This window comes from Vibrio ishigakensis, assembly GCF_024347675.1.
Lineage (GTDB): Bacteria > Pseudomonadota > Gammaproteobacteria > Enterobacterales > Vibrionaceae > Vibrio > Vibrio ishigakensis.
Genome location: NZ_AP024881.1, coordinates 1,414,963 through 1,440,758, shown reverse-complemented (window position 1 = coordinate 1,440,758; position 25,796 = coordinate 1,414,963). Strand labels below are relative to the sequence as shown.

At 46.1% G+C, this 25,796-nt stretch carries 29 protein-coding genes; 21 read left to right on the top strand and 8 right to left on the bottom strand.

Translation table 11 applies throughout. The features are described 5' to 3' along the window. Positions 1-61 precede the first annotated feature (61 nt). Positions 62-235, bottom strand: coding sequence for a hypothetical protein (locus Pcarn_RS06560; RefSeq protein ID WP_261835692.1), 174 nt, complete (start codon positions 233-235; stop codon positions 62-64). Positions 236-492: 257 nt separating this feature from the next. Between Pcarn_RS06560 and ccoN the strand changes: the two genes are divergently transcribed. The 11 genes from ccoN (at position 493) to ttcA (ending at position 10,530) form a co-directional block, all read left to right on the top strand. Next, positions 493-1,920, top strand: coding sequence for a cytochrome-c oxidase, cbb3-type subunit I (gene ccoN / locus Pcarn_RS06555; protein ID WP_261835582.1), 1,428 nt, complete (start codon positions 493-495; stop codon positions 1,918-1,920). 12 nt (positions 1,921-1,932) lie between these two features. After that, the gene (gene ccoO, locus Pcarn_RS06550; protein WP_261835581.1) at positions 1,933-2,553 is read left to right on the top strand and encodes a cytochrome-c oxidase, cbb3-type subunit II; all 621 of its coding nucleotides are present in this window, start codon (positions 1,933-1,935) and stop codon (positions 2,551-2,553) included. 10 nt (positions 2,554-2,563) lie between these two features. After that, a complete protein-coding gene (locus Pcarn_RS06545; protein WP_261835580.1) occupies positions 2,564-2,737 on the top strand; it encodes a cbb3-type cytochrome oxidase subunit 3 in 174 nt (57 codons plus the stop codon). Then, on the top strand, positions 2,737-3,714 hold the full coding sequence (ccoP, locus tag Pcarn_RS06540; protein WP_261835579.1) for a cytochrome-c oxidase, cbb3-type subunit III: 978 nt from the start codon (positions 2,737-2,739) through the stop codon (positions 3,712-3,714). The genes Pcarn_RS06545 and ccoP overlap by 1 nt, the downstream gene beginning before the upstream one ends. Positions 3,715-3,806: 92 nt before the next feature. Then, complete coding sequence (locus tag Pcarn_RS06535; RefSeq protein ID WP_261835578.1) at positions 3,807-4,286, top strand: FixH family protein; 480 nt, start codon at positions 3,807-3,809, stop codon at positions 4,284-4,286. A 7-nt stretch (positions 4,287-4,293) separates the two neighbouring features. Continuing rightward, positions 4,294-6,735 carry a heavy metal translocating P-type ATPase gene (locus tag Pcarn_RS06530; RefSeq protein WP_261835577.1) on the top strand — a complete coding sequence of 814 codons (2,442 nt, stop codon included), beginning with the start codon at positions 4,294-4,296 and terminating at the stop codon, positions 6,733-6,735. Beyond that, on the top strand, positions 6,656-6,829 hold the full coding sequence (ccoS, locus tag Pcarn_RS06525; protein WP_261835576.1) for a cbb3-type cytochrome oxidase assembly protein CcoS: 174 nt from the start codon (positions 6,656-6,658) through the stop codon (positions 6,827-6,829). The genes Pcarn_RS06530 and ccoS overlap by 80 nt, the downstream gene beginning before the upstream one ends. After that, a complete protein-coding gene (locus tag Pcarn_RS06520; RefSeq protein ID WP_261835575.1) occupies positions 6,816-7,475 on the top strand; it encodes a sulfite exporter TauE/SafE family protein in 660 nt (219 codons plus the stop codon). Before ccoS ends, Pcarn_RS06520 begins: the two co-directional genes overlap by 14 nt. 110 nt (positions 7,476-7,585) lie before the next feature. After that, positions 7,586-8,341 carry an FNR family transcription factor gene (locus Pcarn_RS06515; protein ID WP_390904476.1) on the top strand — a complete coding sequence of 252 codons (756 nt, stop codon included), beginning with the start codon at positions 7,586-7,588 and terminating at the stop codon, positions 8,339-8,341. Between the two features lie 180 nt (positions 8,342-8,521). Beyond that, entirely contained in the window at positions 8,522-9,466 is a 945-nt protein-coding gene (uspE, locus tag Pcarn_RS06510) for a universal stress protein UspE (RefSeq protein ID WP_261835574.1), read from the top strand. A 140-nt stretch (positions 9,467-9,606) separates the two neighbouring features. Continuing rightward, a complete protein-coding gene (gene ttcA, locus Pcarn_RS06505; RefSeq protein ID WP_261835573.1) occupies positions 9,607-10,530 on the top strand; it encodes a tRNA 2-thiocytidine(32) synthetase TtcA in 924 nt (307 codons plus the stop codon). A 30-nt stretch (positions 10,531-10,560) separates the two neighbouring features. On the opposite strand, the gene Pcarn_RS06500 is transcribed toward ttcA, so the two are convergent. Both Pcarn_RS06500 and Pcarn_RS06495 read right to left on the bottom strand, forming a co-directional pair. After that, a complete protein-coding gene (locus tag Pcarn_RS06500; protein ID WP_261835572.1) occupies positions 10,561-11,211 on the bottom strand; it encodes a DUF2987 domain-containing protein in 651 nt (216 codons plus the stop codon). A gap of 9 nt (positions 11,212-11,220) precedes the next feature. Further along, positions 11,221-12,087: a DUF2189 domain-containing protein gene (locus Pcarn_RS06495; protein WP_261835571.1), complete on the bottom strand. Its 867-nt coding sequence runs from the start codon at positions 12,085-12,087 to the stop codon at positions 11,221-11,223. A 218-nt stretch (positions 12,088-12,305) separates the two neighbouring features. Here Pcarn_RS06495 and Pcarn_RS06490 point away from each other — a divergent pair, with 218 nt between their 5' ends. Next, positions 12,306-13,406: an extracellular solute-binding protein gene (locus tag Pcarn_RS06490; protein ID WP_261835570.1), complete on the top strand. Its 1,101-nt coding sequence runs from the start codon at positions 12,306-12,308 to the stop codon at positions 13,404-13,406. On the opposite strand, the gene cobB is transcribed toward Pcarn_RS06490, so the two are convergent. Continuing rightward, positions 13,392-14,105 (bottom strand): Sir2 family NAD+-dependent deacetylase, encoded by a 714-nt coding sequence (gene cobB, locus Pcarn_RS06485; protein WP_261835569.1) that lies wholly within the window; start codon positions 14,103-14,105, stop codon positions 13,392-13,394. The genes Pcarn_RS06490 and cobB overlap by 15 nt on opposite strands. Positions 14,106-14,320: 215 nt before the next feature. Here cobB and Pcarn_RS06480 point away from each other — a divergent pair, with 215 nt between their 5' ends. From Pcarn_RS06480 to Pcarn_RS06470, 3 genes are read left to right on the top strand one after another with little or no spacing between them, the layout of a single operon-like run. Continuing rightward, positions 14,321-16,663 carry an AAA family ATPase gene (locus tag Pcarn_RS06480; RefSeq protein WP_390904475.1) on the top strand — a complete coding sequence of 781 codons (2,343 nt, stop codon included), beginning with the start codon at positions 14,321-14,323 and terminating at the stop codon, positions 16,661-16,663. 1 nt (position 16,664) lies between these two features. Next, positions 16,665-17,543, top strand: coding sequence for a mechanosensitive ion channel family protein (locus Pcarn_RS06475; RefSeq protein WP_261835567.1), 879 nt, complete (start codon positions 16,665-16,667; stop codon positions 17,541-17,543). Between the two features lie 9 nt (positions 17,544-17,552). Beyond that, entirely contained in the window at positions 17,553-17,813 is a 261-nt protein-coding gene (locus tag Pcarn_RS06470) for a DUF2960 domain-containing protein (RefSeq protein WP_261835566.1), read from the top strand. 80 nt (positions 17,814-17,893) lie between these two features. Here the strand turns inward: Pcarn_RS06470 and Pcarn_RS06465 are convergent, their stop codons facing one another. The 3 genes from Pcarn_RS06465 to Pcarn_RS06455 form a co-directional block, all read right to left on the bottom strand. After that, positions 17,894-18,247, bottom strand: coding sequence for a MarR family transcriptional regulator (locus Pcarn_RS06465; RefSeq protein ID WP_261835565.1), 354 nt, complete (start codon positions 18,245-18,247; stop codon positions 17,894-17,896). Between the two features lie 198 nt (positions 18,248-18,445). After that, entirely contained in the window at positions 18,446-19,354 is a 909-nt protein-coding gene (nagK, locus tag Pcarn_RS06460) for an N-acetylglucosamine kinase (protein ID WP_261835564.1), read from the bottom strand. 127 nt (positions 19,355-19,481) lie between these two features. After that, positions 19,482-20,195: a tRNA-uridine aminocarboxypropyltransferase gene (locus Pcarn_RS06455; RefSeq protein ID WP_261835563.1), complete on the bottom strand. Its 714-nt coding sequence runs from the start codon at positions 20,193-20,195 to the stop codon at positions 19,482-19,484. A 95-nt stretch (positions 20,196-20,290) separates the two neighbouring features. On the opposite strand from Pcarn_RS06455, the gene Pcarn_RS06450 reads away from it, so the two are divergent. The 4 genes from Pcarn_RS06450 to Pcarn_RS06435 all read left to right on the top strand — a co-directional run bounded on the left by Pcarn_RS06450 (position 20,291) and on the right by Pcarn_RS06435 (position 22,740). Continuing rightward, positions 20,291-21,079, top strand: a complete 789-nt coding sequence (locus Pcarn_RS06450) for a sterol desaturase family protein (protein WP_261835562.1) — start codon at positions 20,291-20,293, stop codon at positions 21,077-21,079. After that, entirely contained in the window at positions 21,076-21,555 is a 480-nt protein-coding gene (locus tag Pcarn_RS06445; protein ID WP_261835561.1) for an NlpC/P60 family protein, read from the top strand. The genes Pcarn_RS06450 and Pcarn_RS06445 overlap by 4 nt, the downstream gene beginning before the upstream one ends. A gap of 78 nt (positions 21,556-21,633) precedes the next feature. Further along, entirely contained in the window at positions 21,634-22,506 is an 873-nt protein-coding gene (locus tag Pcarn_RS06440; protein WP_261835560.1) for a fructosamine kinase family protein, read from the top strand. A gap of 30 nt (positions 22,507-22,536) precedes the next feature. Continuing rightward, the gene (locus Pcarn_RS06435; protein ID WP_261835559.1) at positions 22,537-22,740 is read left to right on the top strand and encodes a CPXCG motif-containing cysteine-rich protein; all 204 of its coding nucleotides are present in this window, start codon (positions 22,537-22,539) and stop codon (positions 22,738-22,740) included. Between the two features lie 16 nt (positions 22,741-22,756). Here Pcarn_RS06435 and Pcarn_RS06430 read toward each other — a convergent pair whose 3' ends face one another. Further along, complete coding sequence (locus Pcarn_RS06430; RefSeq protein WP_261835558.1) at positions 22,757-23,365, bottom strand: riboflavin synthase subunit alpha; 609 nt, start codon at positions 23,363-23,365, stop codon at positions 22,757-22,759. Between the two features lie 82 nt (positions 23,366-23,447). Here Pcarn_RS06430 and Pcarn_RS06425 point away from each other — a divergent pair, with 82 nt between their 5' ends. Together Pcarn_RS06425 and hxpB are read left to right on the top strand one after the other, a co-directional pair. Then, positions 23,448-24,818: an MATE family efflux transporter gene (locus tag Pcarn_RS06425; protein WP_261835557.1), complete on the top strand. Its 1,371-nt coding sequence runs from the start codon at positions 23,448-23,450 to the stop codon at positions 24,816-24,818. Positions 24,819-25,112: 294 nt separating this feature from the next. Further along, a complete protein-coding gene (gene hxpB / locus Pcarn_RS06420) occupies positions 25,113-25,766 on the top strand; it encodes a hexitol phosphatase HxpB (RefSeq protein WP_261835556.1) in 654 nt (217 codons plus the stop codon). Positions 25,767-25,796 lie beyond the last annotated feature (30 nt).

Sequence of the window (25,796 nt, the reverse complement as noted above, 5' to 3'; positions counted from 1 at the left end):
ATTGAATTGTCATTTTTATGAACTTAGAGACGCATCTCATTTCGTATAGATTGCCTCGCTTCTATTCTTGCTTTGAATCTAAAACCTCACACTCAATATCTGATGTGCTGGTTACTTCCCCATCGATTGTGCATTCTTCATGCGTTGCTGTGCGCCAGAAAAACGCGGTTATCAAAACAATGAAGGTCAAAATAATCTGAATTAGCCTAGCTTTGGTTAATTTTTCTGCGGCCATATCGTTTACCTTTGTAACAAACTTCAAACTTTTTACATTAAATAGGATTTTGCCGATCAATCCTAGAGTTAAGTCCCTGTCATTCAAATGTTAATTCCGTATAATTCCACGTATAAATGTCAGTTTAAAAAGCATTTTTTAAGGGTTAGGACAATAAAAGTTATATTTCCTTATGTTTTGTGACATTTGTCGTTGCGCCAAATTGTTGGCGTTGTGTTGGAAAAGTGTAGTTAATACAAGAAATTGGAAGCATGTAAATGAGCCAGGAAAAGCAGCTTGAACATAACTACAACTACACCGTTGTTCGTCAATTTACCCTAGTTACCATTCTTTGGGGTATTGTCGGCATGGGTGTAGGTGTTTTGATTGCCGCTCAGCTAGTTTGGCCACAGCTTAACTTTGATACGCCGTGGTTAACCTACTCTCGTCTAAGACCGCTTCATACAAACGCGGTTATCTTTGCGTTCGGTACTAGTGCCCTGTTCGCTACGTCATATTACGTAGTTCAGCGCACGTGCCAGACGCGTCTTTTCGGTGGACCTCTGGTCGCCTTCACATTCTGGGGTTGGCAAGCGATCATTTTAGCCGCTGCTATTTCTCTGCCTCTCGGTTTTACATCGGGTAAAGAGTACGCGGAACTGGAGTGGCCAATCGATATCGCTATCGCTATCGTTTGGGTGGCCTACGCCATCGTCTTCTTCGGAACCATGATTAAGCGTAGAACCTCACATATCTACGTTGCGAACTGGTTCTTCGGTGCCTTTATCCTAACTGTTGCGGTGCTTCATATCGTAAACAGCATGGCAGTGCCAGTACACGGTATGAAGTCATACTCTATGTACTCAGGTGCTGTAGATGCCATGATTCAGTGGTGGTATGGACACAATGCGGTAGGCTTCCTTTTGACAGCTGGCTTCCTAGGTATGATGTATTACTTCGTACCAAAACAAGCTGAGCGTCCAGTTTACTCTTACCGTCTGTCTATCGTTCACTTCTGGGCACTAGTTTCGCTGTATATTTGGGCTGGTCCTCACCACCTACATTACACAGCGCTTCCAGACTGGACTCAGTCGCTAGGTATGGTGATGTCACTGGTTCTATTCGCTCCGTCTTGGGGTGGTATGATCAACGGTATCATGACCCTATCAGGTGCATGGCATAAACTACGCTACGACCCTATCCTGCGCTTCTTGATCGTTTCTCTGTCGTTCTACGGCATGTCAACGTTCGAAGGCCCGATGATGTCGATCAAGACGGTTAACGCCCTGTCTCACTACACTGACTGGACTGTAGGTCACGTACACTCAGGTGCTCTAGGTTGGGTAGCTATGGTTTCAATCGGTTCTGTATACCACTTGATCCCTCGCCTATTTGGTCAAGAACGCATGTACTCTGTGAGCCTAATCAACGTTCACTTCTGGCTGGCGACAGTTGGTACGGTTCTGTACATCGTAGCTATGTGGATCTCTGGTGTAATGCAAGGCCTAATGTGGCGTAGTGTTAACCCAGACGGCACACTAACTTACAGCTTCGTTGAATCTGTTCAGGCGTCTTACCCGTATTACACAGTACGATTCATTGGTGGCGCAATCTTCCTATCTGGCATGTTCTTGATGGCTTATAACGCATACAAGACCATCACAGCACCTAAGGCTAGCCTAAAAGCTACGCCTCAACCGGCATAAGGAGATTTCGACATGGCTAATAATCCAAAGAATCGCCACGAGCTCGTTGAGAAAAACGTAGGCCTATTGGCAATCCTAATCATCTTTGCAATCAGCTTGGGTGCGTTAGTAGAGATCACTCCACTAATGTTCCAAAAGCAGACTACAGAGCCGGTTAAAAACCTTCGTGTATACACTGCGCTAGAAATGGAAGGTCGTGACATCTACATCCGTGAAGGTTGTAACGTATGTCACAGCCAGATGATTCGTCCTTTCCGTTCTGAAACTGAACGCTACGGCCACTACTCTGTTGCCGGTGAGCATGTTTGGGAACACCCATTCCTATGGGGCTCCAAGCGTACAGGTCCGGATCTAGCTCGTGTTGGCGGTCGTTACTCTGATGAATGGCATCGCGTTCACCTGATCAACCCACGTGACGTAGTACCAGAGTCAAACATGCCAGGTTTCCCTTGGCTTGAAGAGAACGTTCTAGACGGTAAGCACACTCAGCGTAAGCTTGAGATCTTCAAGAACAACTTCGGTGTTCCATACACCGACGAGCAAGTTGCAAACGCACAGAAAGAAGTGGCAGGTAAAACTGAAATGGATGCTCTGATTGCGTATCTGCAGTCGCTTGGTCACGCAATGAAGTAAGGAGTGAATAATGGATATCAGCACTATTCACAGCATTTGGACTCTGCTTCTATTCGTCAGCTTTGCTGGTGTCGTTTGGTGGGCTTACGGTAAGAGCCGTAAGTCTCGCTTTGACGAAGCCGCAAACCTTATCTTTGATGACGAAGAGAAAAAGGAAACTAACGATCAGGGAGTGACTAAGTAATGACTACGTTTTGGAGTCTCTGGATTACCATAATCACTGTGGGCACCCTAATTGGTATCGCCATCATCCTGCGTTGGTGTATCAAAGACAAAATGGGCGTGCCAGTTGGTGATGACATGGGCCACGAATACGATGGTATTCGCGAGCTTAACAATGACCTACCAAAATGGTGGAGCTACCTATTTATCGGCACCTTCTTCTTTGCCGCTATTTATCTAGCTCTATACCCTGGCCTAGGTAACTACAAGGGCCTACTTGGCTGGACTAGCTCGGATCAAACCGTAACTAGCCTAGAAGAGTCGAAAGCCTCTATCGCACGCGCTCAAGAGCAGAAGCACCTTAACCAGTACGCTAAAGAACTGGGTGATGCGGATGCTTACTTTGGTGAAGCGTTCCGCCGCCTAGCGAAAACTGACGACGGTTCATCACTTCGCCCTATTGAAGAGATCGCCGGCAACCCTGATGCACTTAAAGTTGGTCAAGGTTTATTTGACCAAAACTGTGCTCAGTGCCACGGCTCAGATGCGCGCGGTCAGCTTGGCTTCCCTAACCTAACCGATAACGCATGGCTATATGGCGGTGAGCCTGAAGCTATCGTAACTACCATCATGGATGGTCGTATCGGTGAAATGCCAGCTTGGATTGACGTTCTCGGTGAAGATGGCGTTCAAGAGGTTGTGAGCTATACCCTTAGCCTATCAGGCCGTAAGGTTAACGCTCGCGAAGCTGCAGCAGGTAAAGCTCGCTTTGCAGTGTGTGCGGCGTGTCACGGTACAGATGGTAAGGGTAACCCTGCCGTTGGTGCTCCTGACTTAACCGATAACAACTGGCTATATGGTGATTCACGTGCGGCAGTAACGGAAACCGTTACCAATGGTCGTCAAGGCGTGATGCCAGCTTGGAAAGACATACTAGGTGAAGAAAAAGTGCAACTTGTTTCAGCCTATGTGTGGAGTTTAAGCAACCAAGAAAAATAGTAACAAGTAGTAATAATCTGACAACAGCCTCTGCATTGGAGGCTGTTTTTTTCTAAAGTACTCCCTTTCATTTTTCATCAGAGAAGTTTTTTATGGTAAAGCCTTGGTATAAAGAGTTTTGGGCTTGGTTCATACTTTTACTCATCCTTACGACCGTATTCGGCACCCTTTTGAGGGTCTACATCCTGTCTCAACACACTGTCTCGCTGGTCTCAGAGGATTACTATAAAAAAGGCAAAGGTATCAATGTCGACCTAAGTAAGGTCAACGTGGCAAACGAAATGAACCTAGATGCCTTGGTTTATTCAGAAGGTGATGAGGTCATTGTTGAATTCGATAAAGGCGAACTGCTTACCTATCCAGCAATTAACGCGCTTTTCACCCACCGCACCCTACCAGATCAAGATTTTAGTGTATTGGTCACAGCAAACGCTTCTGGCGTATATAAAATCAAACTGGATGAGCCTCTTTCAGGCCCTTGGTTTATCGAGCTCACTCCACATGACGAACATTGGTTAATCCAGGGACGTATGAACTTCCCTAGTTCGACCCCAGCTCCACTAATGAACTAGAAGCGCTATGACAAAATCGTGTTACCACTGCGGTGAAGAAGTACCAGAGAGCACGAACTTTCAGGTAAAAATCCTCGATGAGGTTCGAGACATGTGTTGTCCGGGTTGCCAATCGGTAGCCCAGACCATAGTCGACAGCGGCCTTGTCTCTTACTACCAATATCGCACTGAAAAAGCTGAGCGTGTTGACCTAGTTCCTGAGCAGCTGCAGTCCCTTATCCACTACGATAACGAAGAGATCCAATCCGAGTTTGTTCGCAACGATGAGAACACCTCCGAAGTGACATTGTCACTGGATGGCGTCTCTTGTGCCGCCTGCGCTTGGCTTATCGAAAAGCAGATGAACGGTCGCAAAGGCGTGGTGCGTATTCGCGTAAATACCGCGACCCACCGTGCCGTTCTTGCTTGGGACAACACTCAAACCAAGCTAAGTGAGCTTCTAGGAATTATTCATAAGCTAGGTTACAAAGCCGCTCCGTTCGAAGCAGACAAGCAAGAAGAGAACTACTATCGTCAGATGAAGCAATACCTGTATCGATTGGGTATTGCAGGCCTTGCCACCATGCAGGTGATGATGCTGGCGGTTGCCCTGTATTTGGAAGTGTTTGGTAATCTCGAGCCAGAGTTTAAGCATTATTTCCGAATCATCAGTTTGATCTTCGCTACTCCGGTAATGCTCTACTCTGCACTTCCGTTTTATATGAATGCGTGGCGTAGTCTAAAAGCTCGCACTTTAGGCATGGACGTACCTGTTTCGTTGGCAATGATTTTTGCCTATTTCGCCAGTGTAATTGCCACCTTTACCCAAAGTGGCGAGGTATTCTTTGAATCCATCTCTATGTTTGCCTTCTTCTTGCTTTTAGGTCGCTTCCTAGAGATGCGTGCACGAAGAAAAGCAGCGGCGGCCAGTGCCAACCTGCTTAAGTTGGTTCCAGCCATGGCGTCTCTAGATAATGGTGACCAGATCCCGGTTAAAACCCTAAAGATTGGCGATCGCGTACGCGTTCTTGCCGGCGAACACGTGCCTGCCGATGGCTTGGTTGTAGACCGTGAGGTATTTATCGATGAGTCTATGCTGACTGGTGAATCTCTGCACGTGAAAAAGACCATCGGTGAAACCGTATTTGCTGGTACAGTCAACGGCGAGCAGACCTTTACATTAGAGGTGAACTGCCAAAACCAAGAGAGCATGATCGCCAAGATAGTTCGACTGCAGGATGAGGCACAATCTACTAAGCCTAAGATTGCCGAGATTGCAGATGTGGTAGCTCGCTACTTTGTGGCTGCTATTCTGATCATCTCCGCAGCGACCTACTTCTATTGGCAGCAAAATCAACCAGAAGACGCCTTCTGGATCATGCTTGCGGTTCTGGTTGCTACCTGTCCGTGCGCCCTATCTCTTGCAACGCCTACTGCTATCACCTGCGGTACCTCTCGCATGAGCAACCTCGGTATCTTGCTTAGAAAATCTCATGCTATTGAGACTCTGTGCAAAATCAATCACCTTATCGTTGATAAAACAGGTACGCTCACCGAAGGCAAGGTGTCACTGAACGAAACCCAAACCTTTGGCAATTGGACAGAACAACAGGTACTCGCTATCGCGGCAAGTATCGAGTCACACGCTAACCATCCGATTGCTAGCGCATTTAAACCCTATATTGATACAGAGACAAAGGTTGAGTCGGTAGACAATCATATAGGCCTAGGCCTTAGCGGTCAGTATCAAGGTTTAGAGTGCAAGATAGGCAGTCATAAGTTTGTTGCTCCGAGCGATATGCAAAGCTGCCCACAAACGGTTTACCTGAGCATTGATGGAAAACTGGCGGCGGCCTTTACCTATACCGACCCGCTACGCGAGAGTAGCGCAGATTTCTTAGAAAAAGTGTCGGCACTTGGCATCAAAACAACGCTGCTAACCGGTGATAGTGAGCTGAATGCAAAACCTGTAGCCGACAAACTGCATATCGACAAAGTGGTTGCTGGCGTATCTCCGCAGGGCAAACTGGATTATCTAAAATCCTTGCCAAGCAAAGATGTAACCATGATGATTGGCGATGGTATTAACGATGCCCCAACCCTTGCTGGAGCTCACCTGTCGGTAGCCATGGGTGGCGGTACAGACGTTGCTAAGTCCTCGGCAGATATGGTTCTTTTGGGTGACAAGCTAGACAAACTGATCTCAGCGCGTCTATTAGCGCTAAAAACACGTAAAATTATAAGAGAAAACTTGGCTTGGTCTTTAGGTTACAACCTATTGATCTTGCCACTTGCGGTAGCCGGTATGGTTGCGCCTTACATTGCCGTTGCGGGCATGTCGGCCAGTTCCATCATAGTTGTTACCAATTCATTGAGGTTATTAAATACTGATGGAAAGCCTGTACATTCTAATTCCGATCGCCATAGTTCTGGTCGCAGTGGCGATAGCCGTGTTTCTGTGGGCAGTTAAGAGCGAGCAGTTTGAAGATCTAGACCGTCAAGGACACAACATCCTTTTCGAAGACGACATGCCTAAAGAATCAGACAAAGATGCAAAACATTGATTGGCTCGGTGCCTTTATGATTGGCCTGCTGGGTGCAGGCCACTGCATTGGCATGTGTGGTGGTATCGCAAGTGCAGTCGCACTAAATGGCCCGCAACAAAAGGTGCGTGTGTCATTTCTTTATAACCTTGGTCGCATCAGTTCCTACCTTGTGATTGGCGCCATTATCGGTGGAGCGGTTGCAAGCGGTGTGCAGTTGTTTGGCTTTGGCCAGGGACTAACGGTACTGCGCGCAATCGCTGCAGTGTTTATCCTAGTACTAGGTCTGTATCTTACTGGTTGGTGGAATGGGCTCTTACAACTGGAAAAACTGGGGCAAGGTCTTTGGAAAAAACTATCCCCACTTGCGGGTAAGCTTCTCCCACTAAAGTCTCCTCTCTATGCCTATCCTGTTGGCTTTATCTGGGGTTGGATTCCCTGCGGCATGGTGTATTCCATGGTCAGTTGGGCGGCAATGTCAGGTAGCGCCATTAATGGCTTGTTGATAATGGGCGCATTTGGTTTGGGAACACTACCCGCCATGCTATTGGTGGGCACAGGTGCATCGAGTCTACTCGCCTTTCTGCGCAAACCAAGTAGTCGTAAAGTATTCGGCATAATTATGATTCTGTACGCATTTTATTCGATCTTTATTTTGCTTCATTAAATAATACTTATACTAAATATCTGATATAACTCAAATTTATTGAGCTACCTTTTCATATCCGGAAATGGTAGAATATTGACGTAAATCAAGTTGAGCCATTTTGAGATCCTATGATTATCACTACTGAGAAGTCTACAGCTAAGCGTGTTCAGTCAGGTGGTTGTGCAATTCACTGCCAAGACTGCAGTATTTCACAACTGTGTATTCCTTTTACCCTTAACGACAATGAACTTGACCAACTAGATCAGATCATTGAGCGTAAGAAGCCAATTCAAAAGGGTCAAGAGCTATTCAAAGCTGGGGACGAGCTTAAATCGTTGTATGCTATCCGCTCAGGGACGATAAAAAGCTACACCATTACGGAACAAGGCGACGAACAAATCACTGCATTCCACCTAGCTGGTGACCTAGTTGGTTTTGATGCAATTAACTCTCACGCCCACCCTAGTTTCGCGCAAGCGCTTGAAACTTCTATGGTTTGTGAGATCCCGTACGAAATCCTTGATGACCTGTCAGGCAAAATGCCTAAACTTCGTCAGCAAATCATGCGTCTTATGAGTAGCGAAATCAAAGGCGACCAAGACATGATCTTGCTTCTGTCGAAGAAGAACGCTGAAGAGCGTCTAGCGGCATTCCTGTACAACCTGTCTGAGCGTTTCTCTCAGCGTGGTTTCAGCCCGCGTGAGTTCCGTTTGACTATGACGCGTGGTGATATCGGTAACTACCTAGGTCTTACGGTTGAAACCATCAGCCGCCTATTGGGTCGTTTCCAAAAGTCTGACATCCTGTCAGTTAAAGGTAAATACATCACCATCAACGACCATGATGCCCTAGCTAAACTTGCTGGCGCGGCTCGTTGCGAATAAAACTACCTCCTGAAGTGGCTCTTTTTGAGTCACTTCAAAATCCCCACTCTAATTCTTCTAAATTACTAATAAACCACCAATTTTTCGTCTAATCTTAGAATTAAGATTCCATCAAACTCGAGTCATTTTTTCGAGCTATATTGAGTCTTGTAATCTAATTAAATGAGATAAAGGTGGTCTATGAGTATTTACAACAACATCTTGGTTGTTGCCAATATCGATGCAGAGCAGCAGCCAGCACTGGCTCGAGCCATGCAAATCGGAAGAAAAAGTAAATCGCCATGCAAAATTACCTTCTTCCTTGCCATATACGATTTTTCTTATGAAATGACCTCCATGCTTTCATCCGATGAGCGTGATGCAATGCGGGCTGGCGTGATTCATCAGCGCGAGCAGTGGATGAAAGAGGTTGCCGCCCCTTATCACGATGACGATATCGAGTTAGATATCAAGGTGGTTTGGCATAACCGTCCTTACGAAGCCATTATCAGTGAAGTGTTCGCGCAAGACTTTGAGCTTGTAGTGAAAACCACTCGTAAACACGACGTACTTGAATCGGTACTCTTCACCCCTACCGACTGGCACCTCCTTCGTAAGTGCCCTTGCGCTGTGCTTCTGGTAAAAGACCATGATTTCCCAGAGCACGGTCATATCGTTGCTTCGGTACACGTGGGTTCTGAAAACGAACATCACCTAGACCTTAACCATAGAATGGTGCGTAAGACACTCGATCTTGCAGAGCGCCTGAATGCGACCCCGCACCTAGTAAACTCCTACCCAATCACACCGCCAAACATCACTGTCGAGCTTCCAGAATTCGACCCAACGATTTACTCAGATTCAGTTCGCGGGCATCACTTAAAAAGTATGAAGGCCCTTCGCCAAGAGTATGGTATCGATGAAGAGCAAACCATAGTTGAACAAGGCTTACCTCAAGATGTGATCCCTAAAGCGGTAGAAGACCTAAACGCTGGGTTAGTTGTGCTTGGTACTTCAGGTCGTACCGGTTTATCAGCAGTATTTTTGGGCAATACAGCCGAGAACATCATAGATAAGATCAACTGTGACGTTCTAGCGTTAAAACCAAGTGGCTATATCAGTCCACTCGACCCTAACGGCGAGTAGCCATAAAACCCTCGAAAATAGCGGTGTTTCACCGCTATTTTTTTGCCTCTCATAAACGCCAGCAATCTTTTTCACTGGAATCTGATGGGAATATCCGTATCATACCTCTCCCGAAAGTTTAACCATTAACCGGAAGCAGTATGAGCGAACAAGTTCAAGAGCGCACCAAGGCGCAGCAATACAACTTAAACAAGTTACAAAAGCGATTGCGTCGTAACACAGGTAATGCCATTGCCGATTTCAATATGATTGAAGAAGGTGACCGCATTATGGTGTGTCTGTCTGGTGGTAAAGACAGCTTTACCATGCTTGAGATCTTGATGAGCCTACAAAAGAGCGCACCGATTGATTTCTCCTTGGTTGCGGTAAACCTAGACCAAAAACAACCTGGCTTCCCTGGCCACATCCTGCCTGAATATCTAGAAAGTCTTGGTGTTGAATACAAGATTGTAGAAGAAGACACCTACTCCATCGTTCAAGACAAGATCCCTGAAGGCAAGACAACCTGCTCTCTATGTTCTCGTTTGCGTCGCGGCATCTTGTATCGCACTGCAAAAGAGCTAGGCGCAACTAAGATCGCTCTTGGCCACCATAGAGATGACATCATCGAGACCCTGTTCTTAAACATGTTCCATGGCGGCAAGATGAAGGCTATGCCACCTAAGCTAGTTTCAGATAACGGCGAGCACGTAGTAATTCGCCCACTAGCGTATTGCCGTGAGAAAGACATCATCAAGTACGCTGAGATGCGTGAATACCCAATCATTCCTTGTAACCTATGCGGTTCTCAGCCAAACCTGCAGCGTCAAAACATCAAACAGATGCTAAATGGCTGGGACAAGCAATTCCCAGGTCGTATCGAGACAATGTTCCGCGCGATGCAAAACGTTGTGCCAAGCCACCTAGCGGACTTCGAGTTGTTTGACTTTAAATCGGTAGATAAAGATTCAGGCGTGATCAACGGCGGTGATATTGGTTTCGATAAAGAAGAGATGCCAGAGGTATCGACCAGCGAAGCAGTCGAGTTTGACCCTAAGCTTCAGTTAGATGTGACTAACATCTAAGCATAAAAAAGAGGACCTAGGTCCTCTTTTTTATTTCTGAATATATGGCATAACTCGTTGAGTTGGCTGAGAAATATTAGCTGTGACCCCGTCACTTAAATCACTCAACATCAGGATAGCTTTACCATACTCATCCACATCTATCAGCTTACCGTTAGACAGTGAGATATTCTGAATTGAGCCAGGCTTAAACTCTAGGGTCACACCAGAAATCTCTGGAGTGAACCAAGATGAGAACATGCCACCCAAGTTTCCTAACATGTCATCCATCTGCTCTGTGCTGGTCTCAAGAGTTTGTTTATCTATATTTCCTTGCCAAGACTCCTTAGAAAGTACCACCAAAGAGTAATCACAACGGGCCTCTCCTTGAGTCACGATATAGACCAGTGGGTTCGCGCTGCGCAGATTGCTGTCTAAAGGAACGTTTACTTCACCGTTATCAGCAATCTTTAGCTCTTCGTAGTGCTCTTCTTTCTCCATCCACGCCTTTTTAATTGAGCACGGCTGTTTGGTAGCAAAATCAGTAAAGAACAAACCGACCTTAACATCGGAATCCGGCTGTTTAAGGTTGTGTTTTAAAGGAGAGTACAGCTTGCTGTAGGTAAACATATACTCTTCAGCGTGAGCAACAGAGGTTGCACATAGAGCGGCAATCCCAGCCGCTACTAACATCTTTTTCATTTCACTGCCTTATGCGTCAAAGGTATTCGAACCTGGACGATGGTTGTTATCTTCTTCAGGCTTGTCTTGTGGTTTTTCTTCAGGAGTAGAACCAGAGTCGTTGTTTGAATCATCAGAGCTTGATGGCCCTTTCGCTACAATCTGAAGGCGAATACCAAACATATTGCGATAGATAATGCCCTTCACGTGGAAGAAGAATGGCACAGCAATGATAAGGCCAAGGCCATACATCATTAGGCCAGCGAAGAACATCAGCATAGCCACAAGGTAGATAGTCGCCACAGCAAATAGGCGCTTGTTTACCCCACGTAGTGATGTCCATAGCGCGTTCATTGGTGTCATGCGCTTCTCACATACAAGCAAGATGGCATTACTAAACGCAATAGACAGATAGAAAGACAAGAACGGGAAGATAGCACCGGCAACCGCTTGTAGAAGCAGGTTGATCATCGCAACCAGAATGACCGGAACAGTAAAGCTAAGCCCTTTAGTAATGTGGCGAGTCTCAGTCTTAAGACCAGCCGCATGGCTCATTGCCATCATAGCAATGCCCGCGTAGATAGGCGCTGTGATCACCTCGTAGCTAAAGTTAGCCACAAAGATAGATTGGAAAATAGATGGGTCTAACGTCTCTGGGTCTTGGAACATATTCAAGACATTTGAAAGATCTCCAACTTGCATCTTAAGCGCAAAGAAGAAGATGACGGCTTGGATCCCGATCAAGATAAGCACTGCAGGTGAGAAACGCAGTAGGTTTTGCATGGTAAGTTGCCATGCTTCGCGAATTACATCTAAAGATTTCAGTTCAAAATCGCCCGCCAATGCCTTATCAACACTGCCGCCTAGATTAAAATCTTTTTCTATCGGGTTACTCATGTATCTGTAAATGTCCTTGCTACATAAAGAAATTCGGCTCGCGCAAGTATACCCACTATCGAGAGTAAGGTGTATCCCTTTTGCCACCTTGCGTTGCAACGAATTCGTTACATATGATGTGTCGAAATCGTAACATCAGAGGTGCATTTCAAACTTTTATTGGATATAATTCTGAGCTACATCACATTTTGATCCGATTTGAGTTTATAAAAGCAACAATGACAAACGCTGTACGTCTGATCCCTACCCTTGCTATTGCCGCATCACTGGCCGCATTTCAGCTATCTGCAGAAGAGATCACCTCACAATTTGAAGAAGTGAACGCTGAGGAAGCAACGGAGAATCAAGTTGAAACTCTATCCATCACCTTGTACGCCCCTAACAATCTAGTTCCAGTCAAGATACTGCACCAGTTTACCTCTGAAACTGGCATTCAGGTTGAGCAGCATGTGTATAACAATGTGCGCGATCCAAGACAGACCAGTGAAGCGGTAAATAGCGTAGACCTAGTGATCCTGCCATACAGCTTTTATCCAGGTCAAAGTACGATTGAACACTATTTTCAGCCAATCCAACCAGAGAAGTTGACTCATAAACAAGAGTTTAAACAAGAATTGGCGGGTACGAACCTTGCGCCATACAACCAATACTCTGTGCCTCTTCTTATTGAAGGCATGGGTGTTGCTACCAATGCGGATATGCTTCCAGCATCCATGGTAACGAGTTGGTCGGATCTACTGGATGCACAGTGGTCAGGGCAATTGATGTTTCCAAACGACTCACAGTCTATGCTTAGCGTTGCTTTGATGGAGCTTGGTTATTCCATCAACAACGCTTCTCAGAAAGAATTGAACGAAGCACGCCAATGGTTGGAGTCGCTGGCTTCAAATACTGCCTTCCTTGCAGATAACGATCCTGAAATGCACTTCCTATCAGGTCGTGTGTCTATTGGCCTGTTAACCAATGCACAGGCTTATGAGGCGAACATCGAAGGCGGAAATATCGATATGGTATGGCCGTCTGAAGGTGCGATTTTAGATGTGTATGCCCTATCTATCCTAGAGCACTCAGAGAATCACGAGCTTGCCTACGAGTTGATGAATTATCTGACTCGTAAAGAAACTCAGCTTGCATTGGCTAAACACACAGGCTTAACCCCTAACCTTGAAGAGCTAGATATCGACAATGACACTTTGGTGGTTATTCCAAACCGAGTGATTGAGCAAGGCCAGTTCAAACTAACCACGCCAAACAACCGCTTTAGCTACGAAAGCAGCTTCCGTTTAGTTAAGAACCAGCTTCGTTTACAGGCAGAGTAACTCGTCCACAAGCTTTGGTACTTCAGCGCCTGCGCGTCCATAGCGTTTTTCAGCAAATTCTGTCTCTACTGCGCTCGGCTCTAGATTAATTTCTATAGTATGGGCGCCATATAACCTCGCCTCATGCACAAACCCAGCTGCTGGATACACCACACCAGATGTACCGATAGAGACAAACAGGTCTGCTTCTTGTATTGCTGAGTAGATGTAATCCAATTGCAGTGGCATCTCGCCGAACCAAACAATATGAGGACGAAGCTGTTGCGGGATTTGACAGCAGTGGCACAGGTCACCAGTTTTGATATCTTGAGTTTGGTCGAACACCTGCCCTGAACCGCTACAGCGAGCTTTTAATAGCTCACCATGCATATGCACAATATTCTGTGTCCCGCCACGCTCGTGCAGGTTATCGATATTTTGCGTAACCACAGTCACCTTACCATCCAGTTCTCTTTCGAGCCTACCCAAAGCAAGGTGTGCTGGATTAGGTTCAACTTGAGGGGTTTGCAGTTTTTCGCGGCGCTTGTTGTAGAAAGACTGAACCAGGTCTGGATCGCGTGCAAAACCTTCTGGTGTCGCCACATCCTCGATGCGATGATTTTCCCAAAGCCCATCCTGAGCCCTAAAGGTTTTAATTCCCGACTCGGCAGAGATACCTGCGCCTGTTAACACTACGATATTTCGATAAGGGAAATTCACCCGCGCCTCCTAGCAAGGTTTCAGATTTGTAGCACCAGAGTAACACCCATTCTTTGGGTTAATAAAGAGAGCCAAGTCGCATATTCAAACGAAATCAGTTGCATCTAATTTTCTGTTTTTGCTGAAAAAATTTCAGAATTGTGACTCTCTGCACTACACTTGCATCTGAATCAATGTTTATGAAATTCAGGCCTAAAAAAATCATGAGAGCAAAGTTGCAATCAAACCTGCTAATTTCTCTTTTCATATTTCTAGTTTCATTTTCTGTTCGTGCAGAATTTACCTACGACATCAACGACGAGCCAGAAGTCGATGAAGTTGCGCTTACTATTGCGTCGGAAATAGAAAAGATACCTGAGCCACTGTTTATGTCTGCCGATGACAGAACCAAGGTAGATCAGTTGCTCAATGCAGTCATTCGTGAGCAAGCCGAAGACTCTGAGCGTTTTGCTACAGAGTTGCGCGCGTATCGAAAAGATTCTACCGAAGAAAACTGGCGTATCGCTGAGAAGACATGGCTAACGCTAGCTCACTTAGGTGGCAGTAAAGAGAAGCTGATCAACCTAGCTCGCACTTCCACTCGCGATATGGTGACAGGTTTTGGTCCATCCGGCGTAACTCAGTTCAAGCTAGAGTGGTATATCACTAGGCTAAACGGCGAGTTTCTCGTTCATTGGCAGATCCGCAGTTTTAAGGGCCTTATCAAAGATATCTTTATTTCACCTATTCCAGTCATCTGGGCGGGCTTGAAGGTATTGTTTATCTACTTTGCCCTGACATGGTGGCTAGCCAATAGCAAACGTCTGATTGAGGTATTTAGAAAGACTCAGTTAGAGCTAAATCAAAAGCCGCCACTATGGATTCGTCTGCTTTGGTATATCAGCAAGGCTAATCGCGCCATTGCGGTGCTTATTGCCATCACCCTATCGCTACGGGTATTAGCCACCATACCCAGCCTTAGTCAGCTTATCGTACTCGAGATCTTCACTTGGTGGGTATTAGGTGGCTCAATCGCTATCAGCTTTATTCTCGAATTCGCCTATCGAAACAGCCGAAGCTCATCGAAAGAGATAGTAGCGCTGCGCCTTTCTACCATACGTTGGTATGTGTGGAGCTTTATCGTAGTGGGCGTGATCCTGCAGATTTCCCACCGCACCGTCGGTAAAGGCACCATCTATCACTGGATCTCGACCCTTGTATTCGTTTGGTTTGTCCTTATCTCTATTCGCGTACTCAAAAAATGGCGCCCTATCATCTTCCGCCGACTGGAGAAGATGCAAGAGAAGCCTGTATGGGTAACCTGGGCGGAGCGAAATAAAGAGACTTTCCTACTTAATATCCCAGCGTCTGTTATCGGCATCATCTACATCATGGTGGTAACCTGCCAAGGTATGGTGGTAAGCAAGCTTTCAACCTATACCTTCTTTAGCCAAGGCCTTGCTTACTTGTTTAAGATTGAGGTGGCGAAGCAGAATGAGAGTGAAGCGCAGGCGCAGAATCTCGTACGCATTCGCGGTGATGAGGCGTTCCAGTACGTTACTCCAGGACATGAAGACAGCACCTTGATTGATTATGCTCGCGATGAGTTCAAGAACATCTCAAAGTATGTGCTCTCCAACAATCCCGCTGTATGTGTGGTTTCCGGTGAACGTGGGATAGGTACAACTACCTTCCTTAAGCAGCTTCTGCACAAGGTTAAGAACGCAACACCTATCTATCTTAACTGCCCGTACGCAGGTTACAGCGAGCTTATCCAAGAGTTTGCCGAGCAGCTTGGTCTTGAGCGTGATGCAGGCGAGATCCAGATCTTGACCCATCTTCGCAAAAGTGAAGAGAGCTACCTGATCGCGCTTGATAATGGTCAGCGTCTTGTTAAGCCTATGGTGGGTGGTCTTACCGGTCTTATCAAGTTCACTAACCTGCTACGTCGTTCTAAGAAGAATCACCGCGCTGTATTGGCAGTAGAGAAAGCGAGTTGGCGATTTGTAGACCGAGCCCGTGGGGAACGTCTGCTGTTCGACTGGGTCACCTTCCTGCCTCGTTGGAATGAACAACAGGTGGCTGAACTGCTGGAGTCTCGCATCAATCAAGGCGAAGAAAATCGCGTCTCCTTTGAAGGACTGGTGGTACCTAAACAGTGGGACCATGAAAACATCAGTGAAGAAGAACGCGCTCGCAAGGGCTTCTATCGAATCCTTTGGCACTATGCCGACGGTAACCCTACCGTATCGTTGCGCTTCTTCCGTTTGTCGCTACGTCGAAATAAGAACGACGAATCTGTGGTTGTAAGGCTCTTCAGAGCGCCTGAGTCTCAAGAGCTTGAGTCTATGCCTAAGCCTATGCTAGCTGTACTTCGCTCTATCGTGCAGTTAGAAGTGGCAAGCCAAGAAGAGCTATCAGAGTGTACTCAGCTCTCTCATGCTGAGGTCTTGGGCACGCTGCGTTACTTCCAGAGTCGCGGCTATATTGAGTGGAATGAAGACAAGGCTAAGATTTCGGATCACTGGTTCCGTCACATCACAAACGTTCTTCACCGTCAGCACCTATTGGTAAAATAATATGCAGAAGATTTTATTATTTGTTGTTATCGCCCTACTCAGCACCCCAACTTGGGCGGTGGAAGAAGTACCAAATATCGACTCTATCCAAGAGTTTGCTAGCCTGATCCGCTGGGGCGGCGTACTCTTCTCTATCGTTATTATCGCCTGTACTTGGGTACTGCTTAGATTTATCGACTCTATTGTAGAGAGCGTCAGTGCGCAGTTTGTGCAGTATCGAATGCTGTTGCAAAAGGCGCAGTCTTTCTTCCAGTTTTTCATCTATGTCACTGCCGGCCTAGTAGTGTTTATGATCAGTTTTCGAATTAACGATCATATCCTCGCCCTTATCGGTGGTACGCTGGCGGTATCGGTCGGTTTTGCGCTGAAAGACTTGGCGGCATCCTTCATCGCGGGCCTAACTGTGATGATCGATAGACCTTTCCAGGTTGGTGACCGAGTTACCTTTGAAGGCAACTATGGCGACATCATCACTATCGGTTTGCGCTCGGTGCGTATGCGCACACTGAACGATGACATCATCACTATCCCAAACAACAAGTTCCTGAATGAAGTGACCGTCAGTGGTAACTACGGGGCGTTGGATATGCAGGTAGTGATCCCCTTCTTCGTCGGCATCGAACAAGATATCGACCTTGCTCGTGACCTGATCCAAGAAGCGGCATCCTCGAGTCGCTATATCCATCTGCCGAAACCTGTTGTTGTTTTGGTCAAACAGACCATTTCTGACAACTATTTAGCCATTCAATTGACCTGTAAGGCTTACGTTGTGGATACCGCCTATGAGAAACTATTCGAAACCGACATTACCCTGCGCGTAATGAAAGAATTCCGTAAACATGGCATCACCCCACCGCGAATTGCGGTTAATGCCTCTTAAGGTAAGACTATGGCTCGAATCATCTTATACACATACAAGAAGCAGCAAAAAGAGTTGCTGTTCTCCTATCAGCAATTTCGCACTATTCACGAAGCGGTTGCCGATGCTGAAGGGATTGATATTAAAGAGTTCCTAAAAATGGAGCAGCAGATCGAAGCGGTATCAGATACAAAAGCCGCCCGAGACTATAGAGATAACTACTTCAAGCAACTCGGCTTTGGCAAAATCACGCTAAAACCGAAAGAAAATAGACCAATCGGTAAGAAGTAAAAACAACAAAGGGAAGCAACTGCTTCCCTTTGTTTTATCTCCAACACTCATGTCATTCAGACACAAGTTTTATTTGGCAATTACAGCGCTTTATATAGCACTTTGTTTGAAGCGATTTGCTCACGAGCGACTAGCTCAAGCTCTACTAGCTTCTTAAGTGCACCAGTTGCCCAAGATGCCGCTTTTGCGTCTTCTTGACCCGCTTCAAGGCCGATGCCTTTCGGGTTTATGCCTTCAGCATTCTTAACAACGATGTCTAGAACTTGTTGTTGCTTAGGAGTCAAAGCGATCTCTACTTTGTTCTCTACAACTGTTTCAGTTTTAACTTCCTTGATCTCTACTGCAACTTCCTTAGTTGGGCGGGCTGACGCCGGTGCAGCTTTCACAAATTTACGTAGTTTGTTCTGAACGTTACGTTTGTGTGCAAGTCTCATTTAAAAGGTCTCCTGTACGCTGCTTCTCAGCAGGGAAGAAAATTTGAAGCGCGATTTATACCAAAATCCCCAAGATTTTTGTAGGTAAAATTGGCAAACAGCGTTCTGGTTCACCTTTTTGAAACGCCATCGTTCATAAATAATACAAAAAAGGCGTTACAGACAAAATCTGTAACGCCTTTTTCAAAATTTTGACGCTTACTTGATATTCAAGAAAGCTGCACCGCGAACGCCGCCTGAGTCACCGTGTTTCGCTTTGATGATCTTAGGGCATTTAGCCACAGACATTAGGTATTTAGGCACACGCTTTGGCATCTCTTCATAGATCAGCTCAAAGTTTGATAGACCACCACCTAGAGGAACAACATCTGGGTCGTATGCAGTGAAGATGCCCGCAAAGCAGATAGCCAGTAGCTCCATAAAGCGGTCAACGTGCTCGACAGCTTTAGCTTCGCCTTCGTTGTATGCATTGATGATATCGATCGCTTTCTTCTGCTCTTCATAGTAGTGAGCGTAAAGAAGCTCGAAGCCACGACCAGAAAGATAGCTATCTAGACAACCCTTCTTACCACAACCACAGCCAAGTAGAGGTGCGTTCTCACCAAGGTGGAACCAAGCATCGATAGGAAGACGTGTATGGCCAAGCTCACCCGCGACGTGGTTACGACCTGAGTATGCTTTACCATCATGGATGATACCGCCACCGAAACCGGTACCTAGGATCAGACCCATTACGCAAGGCTCATCTTTAAGTTCATCATCCCAAGCTTCAGAAAGTGCAAAGCAGTTAGCGTCGTTTTCAATCTTAACTGGGCGACCAATCTTAGCTTCTAGGTCAGCACGAAGTGGCTTACCCTTTGCTGCTGGAACGTTTACCGTAAGAACCGTGCCATCATCTGCATCTTCCATACCAGGAAGACCAAGGCCAACATGACCTTCAGTACCGAACTCTGCGTCGTACTTTTCTACAAGACCCGCTAGCGTATCTACTAGTTTCTGGTAGTCATCACCAGGTGTAGGTACGCGTTCCGTTGCTAGACGCTCTAGTTTCTCGTTAAACGCACCAAATTCAATCTTAGTGCCGCCGACATCAAAGCCGTAATACATTATTCTCTCCCCAAAATCAGGATTCTTTTTAACCGCGAATTAAAATGCATTATCCAGATATGCGCCCCTACTTTCCGTGACGACTCGCATAAAATGGGTTGAGAGAAATCAAGCGTATAGATATCAGTCAGTCAATGAAGCCTAGAAGTTTAGGTCTAGTATAATCTCGAGTGCCTTGAGTTTTAGTCAGCATATAGCTCTCCGTCACCACCTCAAACCACTCAACAAGTGTGCTACTAGACTCAATAAAGCCGCTGTTGGCAAGAACTATACTTGCCACCTCACAGGTAGCCAGTTGTTGCTCGTGCACCGCCTTTCGCATCACATAGTCAGAGATAGACTTCTCACTGATAGAGATACATGGAATGTTTTGCAGATACTCAGATTTTCGATAGATGCGCCGAGCCTCGCGCCAACTGGCGTCTAAGAAGATAAATAAAGGCGTTTTTTCCAAAGTAGCTATCTGTTTTGGCTGAATAACCGAATTGCTCTCCAGAAGATAATTTTCAGGGAAAATCAGCACTGGCTGATATTTATCTGATTTGAATAGACTTTCTAATTCGGCAGGTCTATCTGTTCTGTGCCATTGAAAGGCATAGGTATCTTCACAGATATCTGCGATTAAACGCCCGGTATTACTTGGCTTAAGTACCTCGTTTTCCGAGTACAAGATAAGTGATGCAAAACCCTGATAAGGCTCGGGCTGAAATTGACATAGGCAGTATTTTTTTGCGACTCTGCATCTATTGCAGCGATCCACTTTTGCTCCCCTTGCGTTAAAGGGTTTAGTGGCATTATTCAGTCGCTGTTCAATCAAGCGATGTACCGCATGGATTCGCATATTAATGCTGCCTTCGTATAAATTAGTTAAGCTATTTTAAGGCGGGCAAGCATAATTGACCGCTAGGCGATTGTCACTCTATTGGAAGAAGTTAGATGGATAGTAACCTTCTCAGATTCACCGTTTTTCTTGGCGTACTTCTCATCTGTATGCTGATAGAAATCATAGTGCCTAGGCGCACCCTTTCCGAGCCTCGATGGTATCGCTGGCTGAATAATCTTAGTCTTGTTGGCTTTAACTCAATTGTCCTGCAACTGACACTTCCACTGCTGGCATTGGAAGCCGCAATCTGGGCGCAGAGCCAGCAGATTGGACTTTTGCATATTATTGAACTTCCTCTATGGCTAGCCAAGATTGTCAGCCTTTTGGCTATGGATATGATCATCTATTGGCAGCACAGGCTATTTCACACCATTCCTGTTCTTTGGGCTTTGCACAAAACCCATCATTCAGACCAAGACATAGATGTCACTACTGGGGCTCGTTTTCACCCTATCGAGATATGGCTGTCTATGGTTATCAAGATTGCAACTGTGGTGATACTTGGAGTTCCACCTGTTGCTGTGATTGCCTTTGAGATCATCCTAAACGCCTCGGCTATGTTTAATCACAGTAATATGCGCATTCCTTATGCAGTTGATACTTGGGTTCGTAAATTCTTGGTTACTCCTGACATGCACCGCGTTCATCACTCTACAATTCGAGCTGAAACCGATTCAAATTATGGGTTTTGTCTTGCGATATGGGATCGCTTGTTCGGTTCCTACATCGAGCAACCAAAATTGGGGCATCTAGATATGGACATTGGCATTCATCAGTTCCGTTGTCCCAATGAGCAGCGCTTAGACAAGATCTTAACCCAGCCTTTTAGGGAAGATTCATGAAATATCAATTCGCCTTGTTGCTGGCATTGACGCTCACCGGGTGCGCTTCTGGCCCCAAAGAAAACCCACAGGCCAGAGTCAACATGGCAGAACTCAATAAGCAACAGGCGCAACACAAAGACCAACTGTTCCTGTTTTATGAGCGCTGGCATAACACTCCTTATCGCTTAGGAGGACAGAGCCTACGTGGAGTGGATTGTTCCGCGTTCGTGCAAATAGCGTTCGACGAGGTGTTTAAACGCCCACTGCCACGTACTACCGATATGCAAAGCGATATGGGTGAGTCTGTTGATTATGAAAACCGCGAGTTTGGCGACCTAGTCTTCTTTAAAACTGGCATAAAGGTACGGCACGTGGGTATCTATATTGGTGACAACAGCTTTATGCACGCCTCGACTTCGCGCGGTGTGATCATCTCTCGTCTCGATTCCCCATACTGGGCAGACGCATATTGGCAAACTAGACGCGTACTGTGAGGCCGTGATCAATTTTTAGGCACCGATTTGGTGCCATAATCTACACTATATACGGTAACCAATTATGAGGGCGACTTGATGTGGCAAGCGATATCACAGCAGCTTTCAGATGTCTTGATGTTTGAATTCAAGATAATGGAGAAAACTCGCATTAGCTCAGGCGATATCAGCGAGAGCTATATGATCAGTGATGGAGAGCAGCGCTACTTCGTTAAGATTAACGGCAAAGAATTTCTCTCCAACTTTTCTGCAGAGGTCGATGCTCTGGCGGAATTGCGTGATTCCAATACGGTTACCGTTCCTGAGATTGTTCATCTGGGCAGTTCAAAGGACGCTTCTTTTCTTATCCTCAACTATCTCCCTACACGTCCTCTCGCTGAAGAGAAATCCAGTTATCAATTTGGCAAACAACTTGCTGAGCTTCATCTATGGGGCGATCAAAAAGAGTTTGGTTTCGATAACGACAACTATATTGGCAGCACCCTGCAACCTAACCGCTGGCAAAAGAAATGGTGTCAGTTCTTTGCCGAGCAACGCATAGGTTGGCAATTACAGCTTTTAAAAGAGAAAGGTATAGAGTTTGGGGATATCGACGAGATCATAGATAGCGTTAAGTATGCCCTTGCTAGTCACAAGCCTAAGCCGTCGCTACTACATGGTGATATCTGGTATGGCAACTGCGCCGAGTCGCCTTTCGGCCCCATCTGCTATGACCCAGCCTGCTACTGGGGTGACAGTGAATGTGATTTGGCGATGACCGAACTATTTGGTGGTTTTCCGCCAGCATTCTATGAGGGCTATCAGAGTGTGTTACCGATAAAAGCGGGCTATGAAGATCGCAAGTCTATCTATAACCTCTATCACGTACTCAATCACTGCAATCTCTTTGGCGGGCACTATTTACAAGACGCACAGGTGCGCATCGACAAGTTGATCCGCCTGTACGCTTAGATTGATGGCAACATCAATAGGAGCAAGACAATGAAAGACTATGCCGAACGACACGTTACCTGTCCGCACTGTGGACAAAGCATCACAGTGGCAATCGACACAACACAAGGCAATCAAGATTTCTACGATGACTGCCCTGCCTGTTGTCATTCAATACACATGAATATGTATCTGGATGAGGTTCGCGATAAGGTCGAATTAACAATAGACGCCGACGACGAACAGATATTTTAGTTACGCGGTAACCAAATCAAAGTCGATTCGCCAGAACACGCTCCACAGTATCCACAATCGCTTGGGTTTGAGGGTCTACCTCAAGGTTTACCAAGTCCCCTACGCTTCTTTGCCCAAACAAGGTACGTGTTAAGGTTTCTGGGATAAGGTTTACGCTGAAGCGATTCTCTTTCACTTCACCGATAGTCAAAGAACAGCCATCCAATCCAATATAGCCTTTCGGTAAGATGTATCGCATCTGCTCGCTTGGTGCTTCAAACCAGATGGTCTTGTTATTCGGCGAGGTCACCACATCCACGATTTTCACTGTAGAGACAATATGACCCGACATGTTGTGGCCACCTATCTCATCACCAAATCGAGCCGCACGCTCTATATTGACCGAGTCACCAACAGTTAACTCCCCTAAGTTGGTCAGATCCAAAGTCGCTTTCATCAAGTCAAAAGTAACGACACTTCCCTCCACTGAGGTTACGGTCAAACAGCATCCATTATGGGCAATAGAGGCGCCAAGATTAATGTCTGATGAGAGGTGTTCAGGCAGCTCAATAACGTGAGTGCTAAAGTCCTGTTTCTTTTTAATATCAATGACCTTAGCCATTCCTTGAACAATACCAGTAAACATAAATACCTCTCGATTTTGGTTGGTTTTCGTACTCGGCTGAATTACTATTCACGCTCTCAATTTTTCCACTCAGGATCCCACATTGCACCGATATAAGAAAGAAGCCAAAAGCCTTATCAAACTCGCCACCCCGGTACTTATCGCTTCAGTCGCTCAAACCGGTATGGGTGTCGTCGATACCATCATGGCCGGTGGCGTTAGCGCAACCGATATGGCCGCTGTGGCGATCGCTTCGAGTATTTGGCTGCCTTCTATCCTGTTTGGTATCGGGATCTTGCTGGCGTTGGTGCCTATTGTGGCGCAGCTCAATGGCCGCGGACATCAGCATAAGATCGCTAACGAAATTCAGCAAGGGGGCGCGCTTGCTGTTTTCATCGGTTTCCCTATCGCACTGGTGCTTTTGCAAACCAAAAACATTCTTGGGATGATGGACGTCGATGCGAAAATGGCTGAAATCACCATCGGCTATATGCATGCCATGTTGCCAGCCATTCCAGCGTTCTTATTCTTCCAAACCTTGCGTAGTTTTACCGATGGCATGTCACTGACAAAGCCTGCCATGGTGATTGGCTTCCTTGGTCTTCTAATCAACATCCCACTTAACTACATTTTTGTATACGGTAAATTGGGCGCTCCGGCTCTTGGTGGTATGGGATGTGGCGTCGCAACAGCGATCGTTTATTGGGTGATGTTTGGCATGCTGCTATTTTTCACGCTGACGTCCAAGAAGCTCGAAAAAGTAGGTCTATTCAAAACCTGGCACAAACCCAAGTTGCAAGCCCAAATCCGCCTATTCAAACTCGGCCTACCAGTAGCACTGGCCATCTTCTTTGAAGTGACTCTGTTTGCCGTAGTAGCGTTATTAGTCTCACCTCTTGGTCCTATCGTGGTTGCCGCTCACCAAATAGCAATTAATGTTTCCTCAATGGTGTTTATGTTGCCTATGAGTATTGGTAACGCGGTGAGTATTCGCGTTGGCCATAAGCTTGGTGAAGAGGATACCGAGGGGGCGAAAATCTCAACCCATGTTGGGTTATTGTTAGGCCTTGGGTTAGCCGCAGTAACCGCGGTAATAACCGTGCTGTTTAGAGAGCAAATAACCGACCTATATACAGATAACCGCGCAGTGACTGCGATATCAGTACAACTGCTGCTGTTCGCCGCGGTGTATCAATTTAGCGACTCTGTTCAAGTAGTCGCTGCAGGTGCACTTCGAGGCTATAAAGATATGCGCTCTATCTTTAACCGCACCTTCTTGTCCTACTGGGTAATCGGCCTACCATCAGGCTATATACTGGGCTCCACTGATTGGATTGTGGAACCTATGGGGGCATACGGCTACTGGTATGGCTTCATCTTCGGTCTTACCACTGCTGCTGTTTTGCTAGGCATGCGACTTCTTTGGATGCACAGGCAACAGCCTGAAGAACAGCTTAAATTCGCAGCGAGATAAACAAACCTCAACATATAGGGCTAAGTGATATAAACTACTTAGCCTCTTTTTTATCTAATAGAATCATAAAGTTAAGTATCCACTAAATTCGTCTGTGAGTTTTAAACCATAGTTAACTTTATTTAGTTATAGTGCGCTAAGGTGGTGTGTATTTTTAACCCACTCCCTATAACCTACTGATTTTTCTAGACTCAGATCATATACATTCATGCTTCAGGGGTTAAACTGATTGTAACAGTGCAACCTTATGCTGATACCAATCAGCGATATGCCCACTCTATCGAGGATATACAAATGCTTAAAGCCGTCATCTTTGACATGGATGGTTTAATGATCGACTCCGAGCCGTTCTGGCGTCAGGCACAATTAGAGATATTTCCAAAGTATGGTGTATCCCTCACCGAGCAAGATACCATCGGCACCACAGGCGTACGCATCGATAACATAGTCGAAATCTATTATGCAAAGCAGCCTTGGACTGGAATCAGTCAACTTGATGTTTGTGAAGAGATCAGCGATCGCGTAATTGAGCTCATCAAAGCACACAAACCTGCGATGGCAGGACTAAAGTCTCTGATCAGAGAACTCAAAACCCTAGATGTGAAATTAGCTGTTGCCTCCTCTTCACCAATGAAGCTAATAGTTGCAACACTAGACGCTTTGGATCTCACCAACCACTTCGATGCAGTACAATCGGCCGAAGCCCTAGAGTATGGAAAACCTCACCCGGAAGTTTATATCAATACCGCAAACGCTCTGCATGTATCCCCTACTGAGTGTCTGGCATTGGAAGATTCATTAACTGGGTTGATGGCAGCCAAAGCAGCTCGAATGAAAACCATCGTAGTGCCAGAGAACGCGTTTATCGATAGACCACAATGGAGCATTGCCGATCACAAGCTGGCTTCTTTAGAAGAAGTTACGCTAGATATGGTGAAGAACCTCTAGATCAAAAAAGAGCGGGATATACCCGCTCTT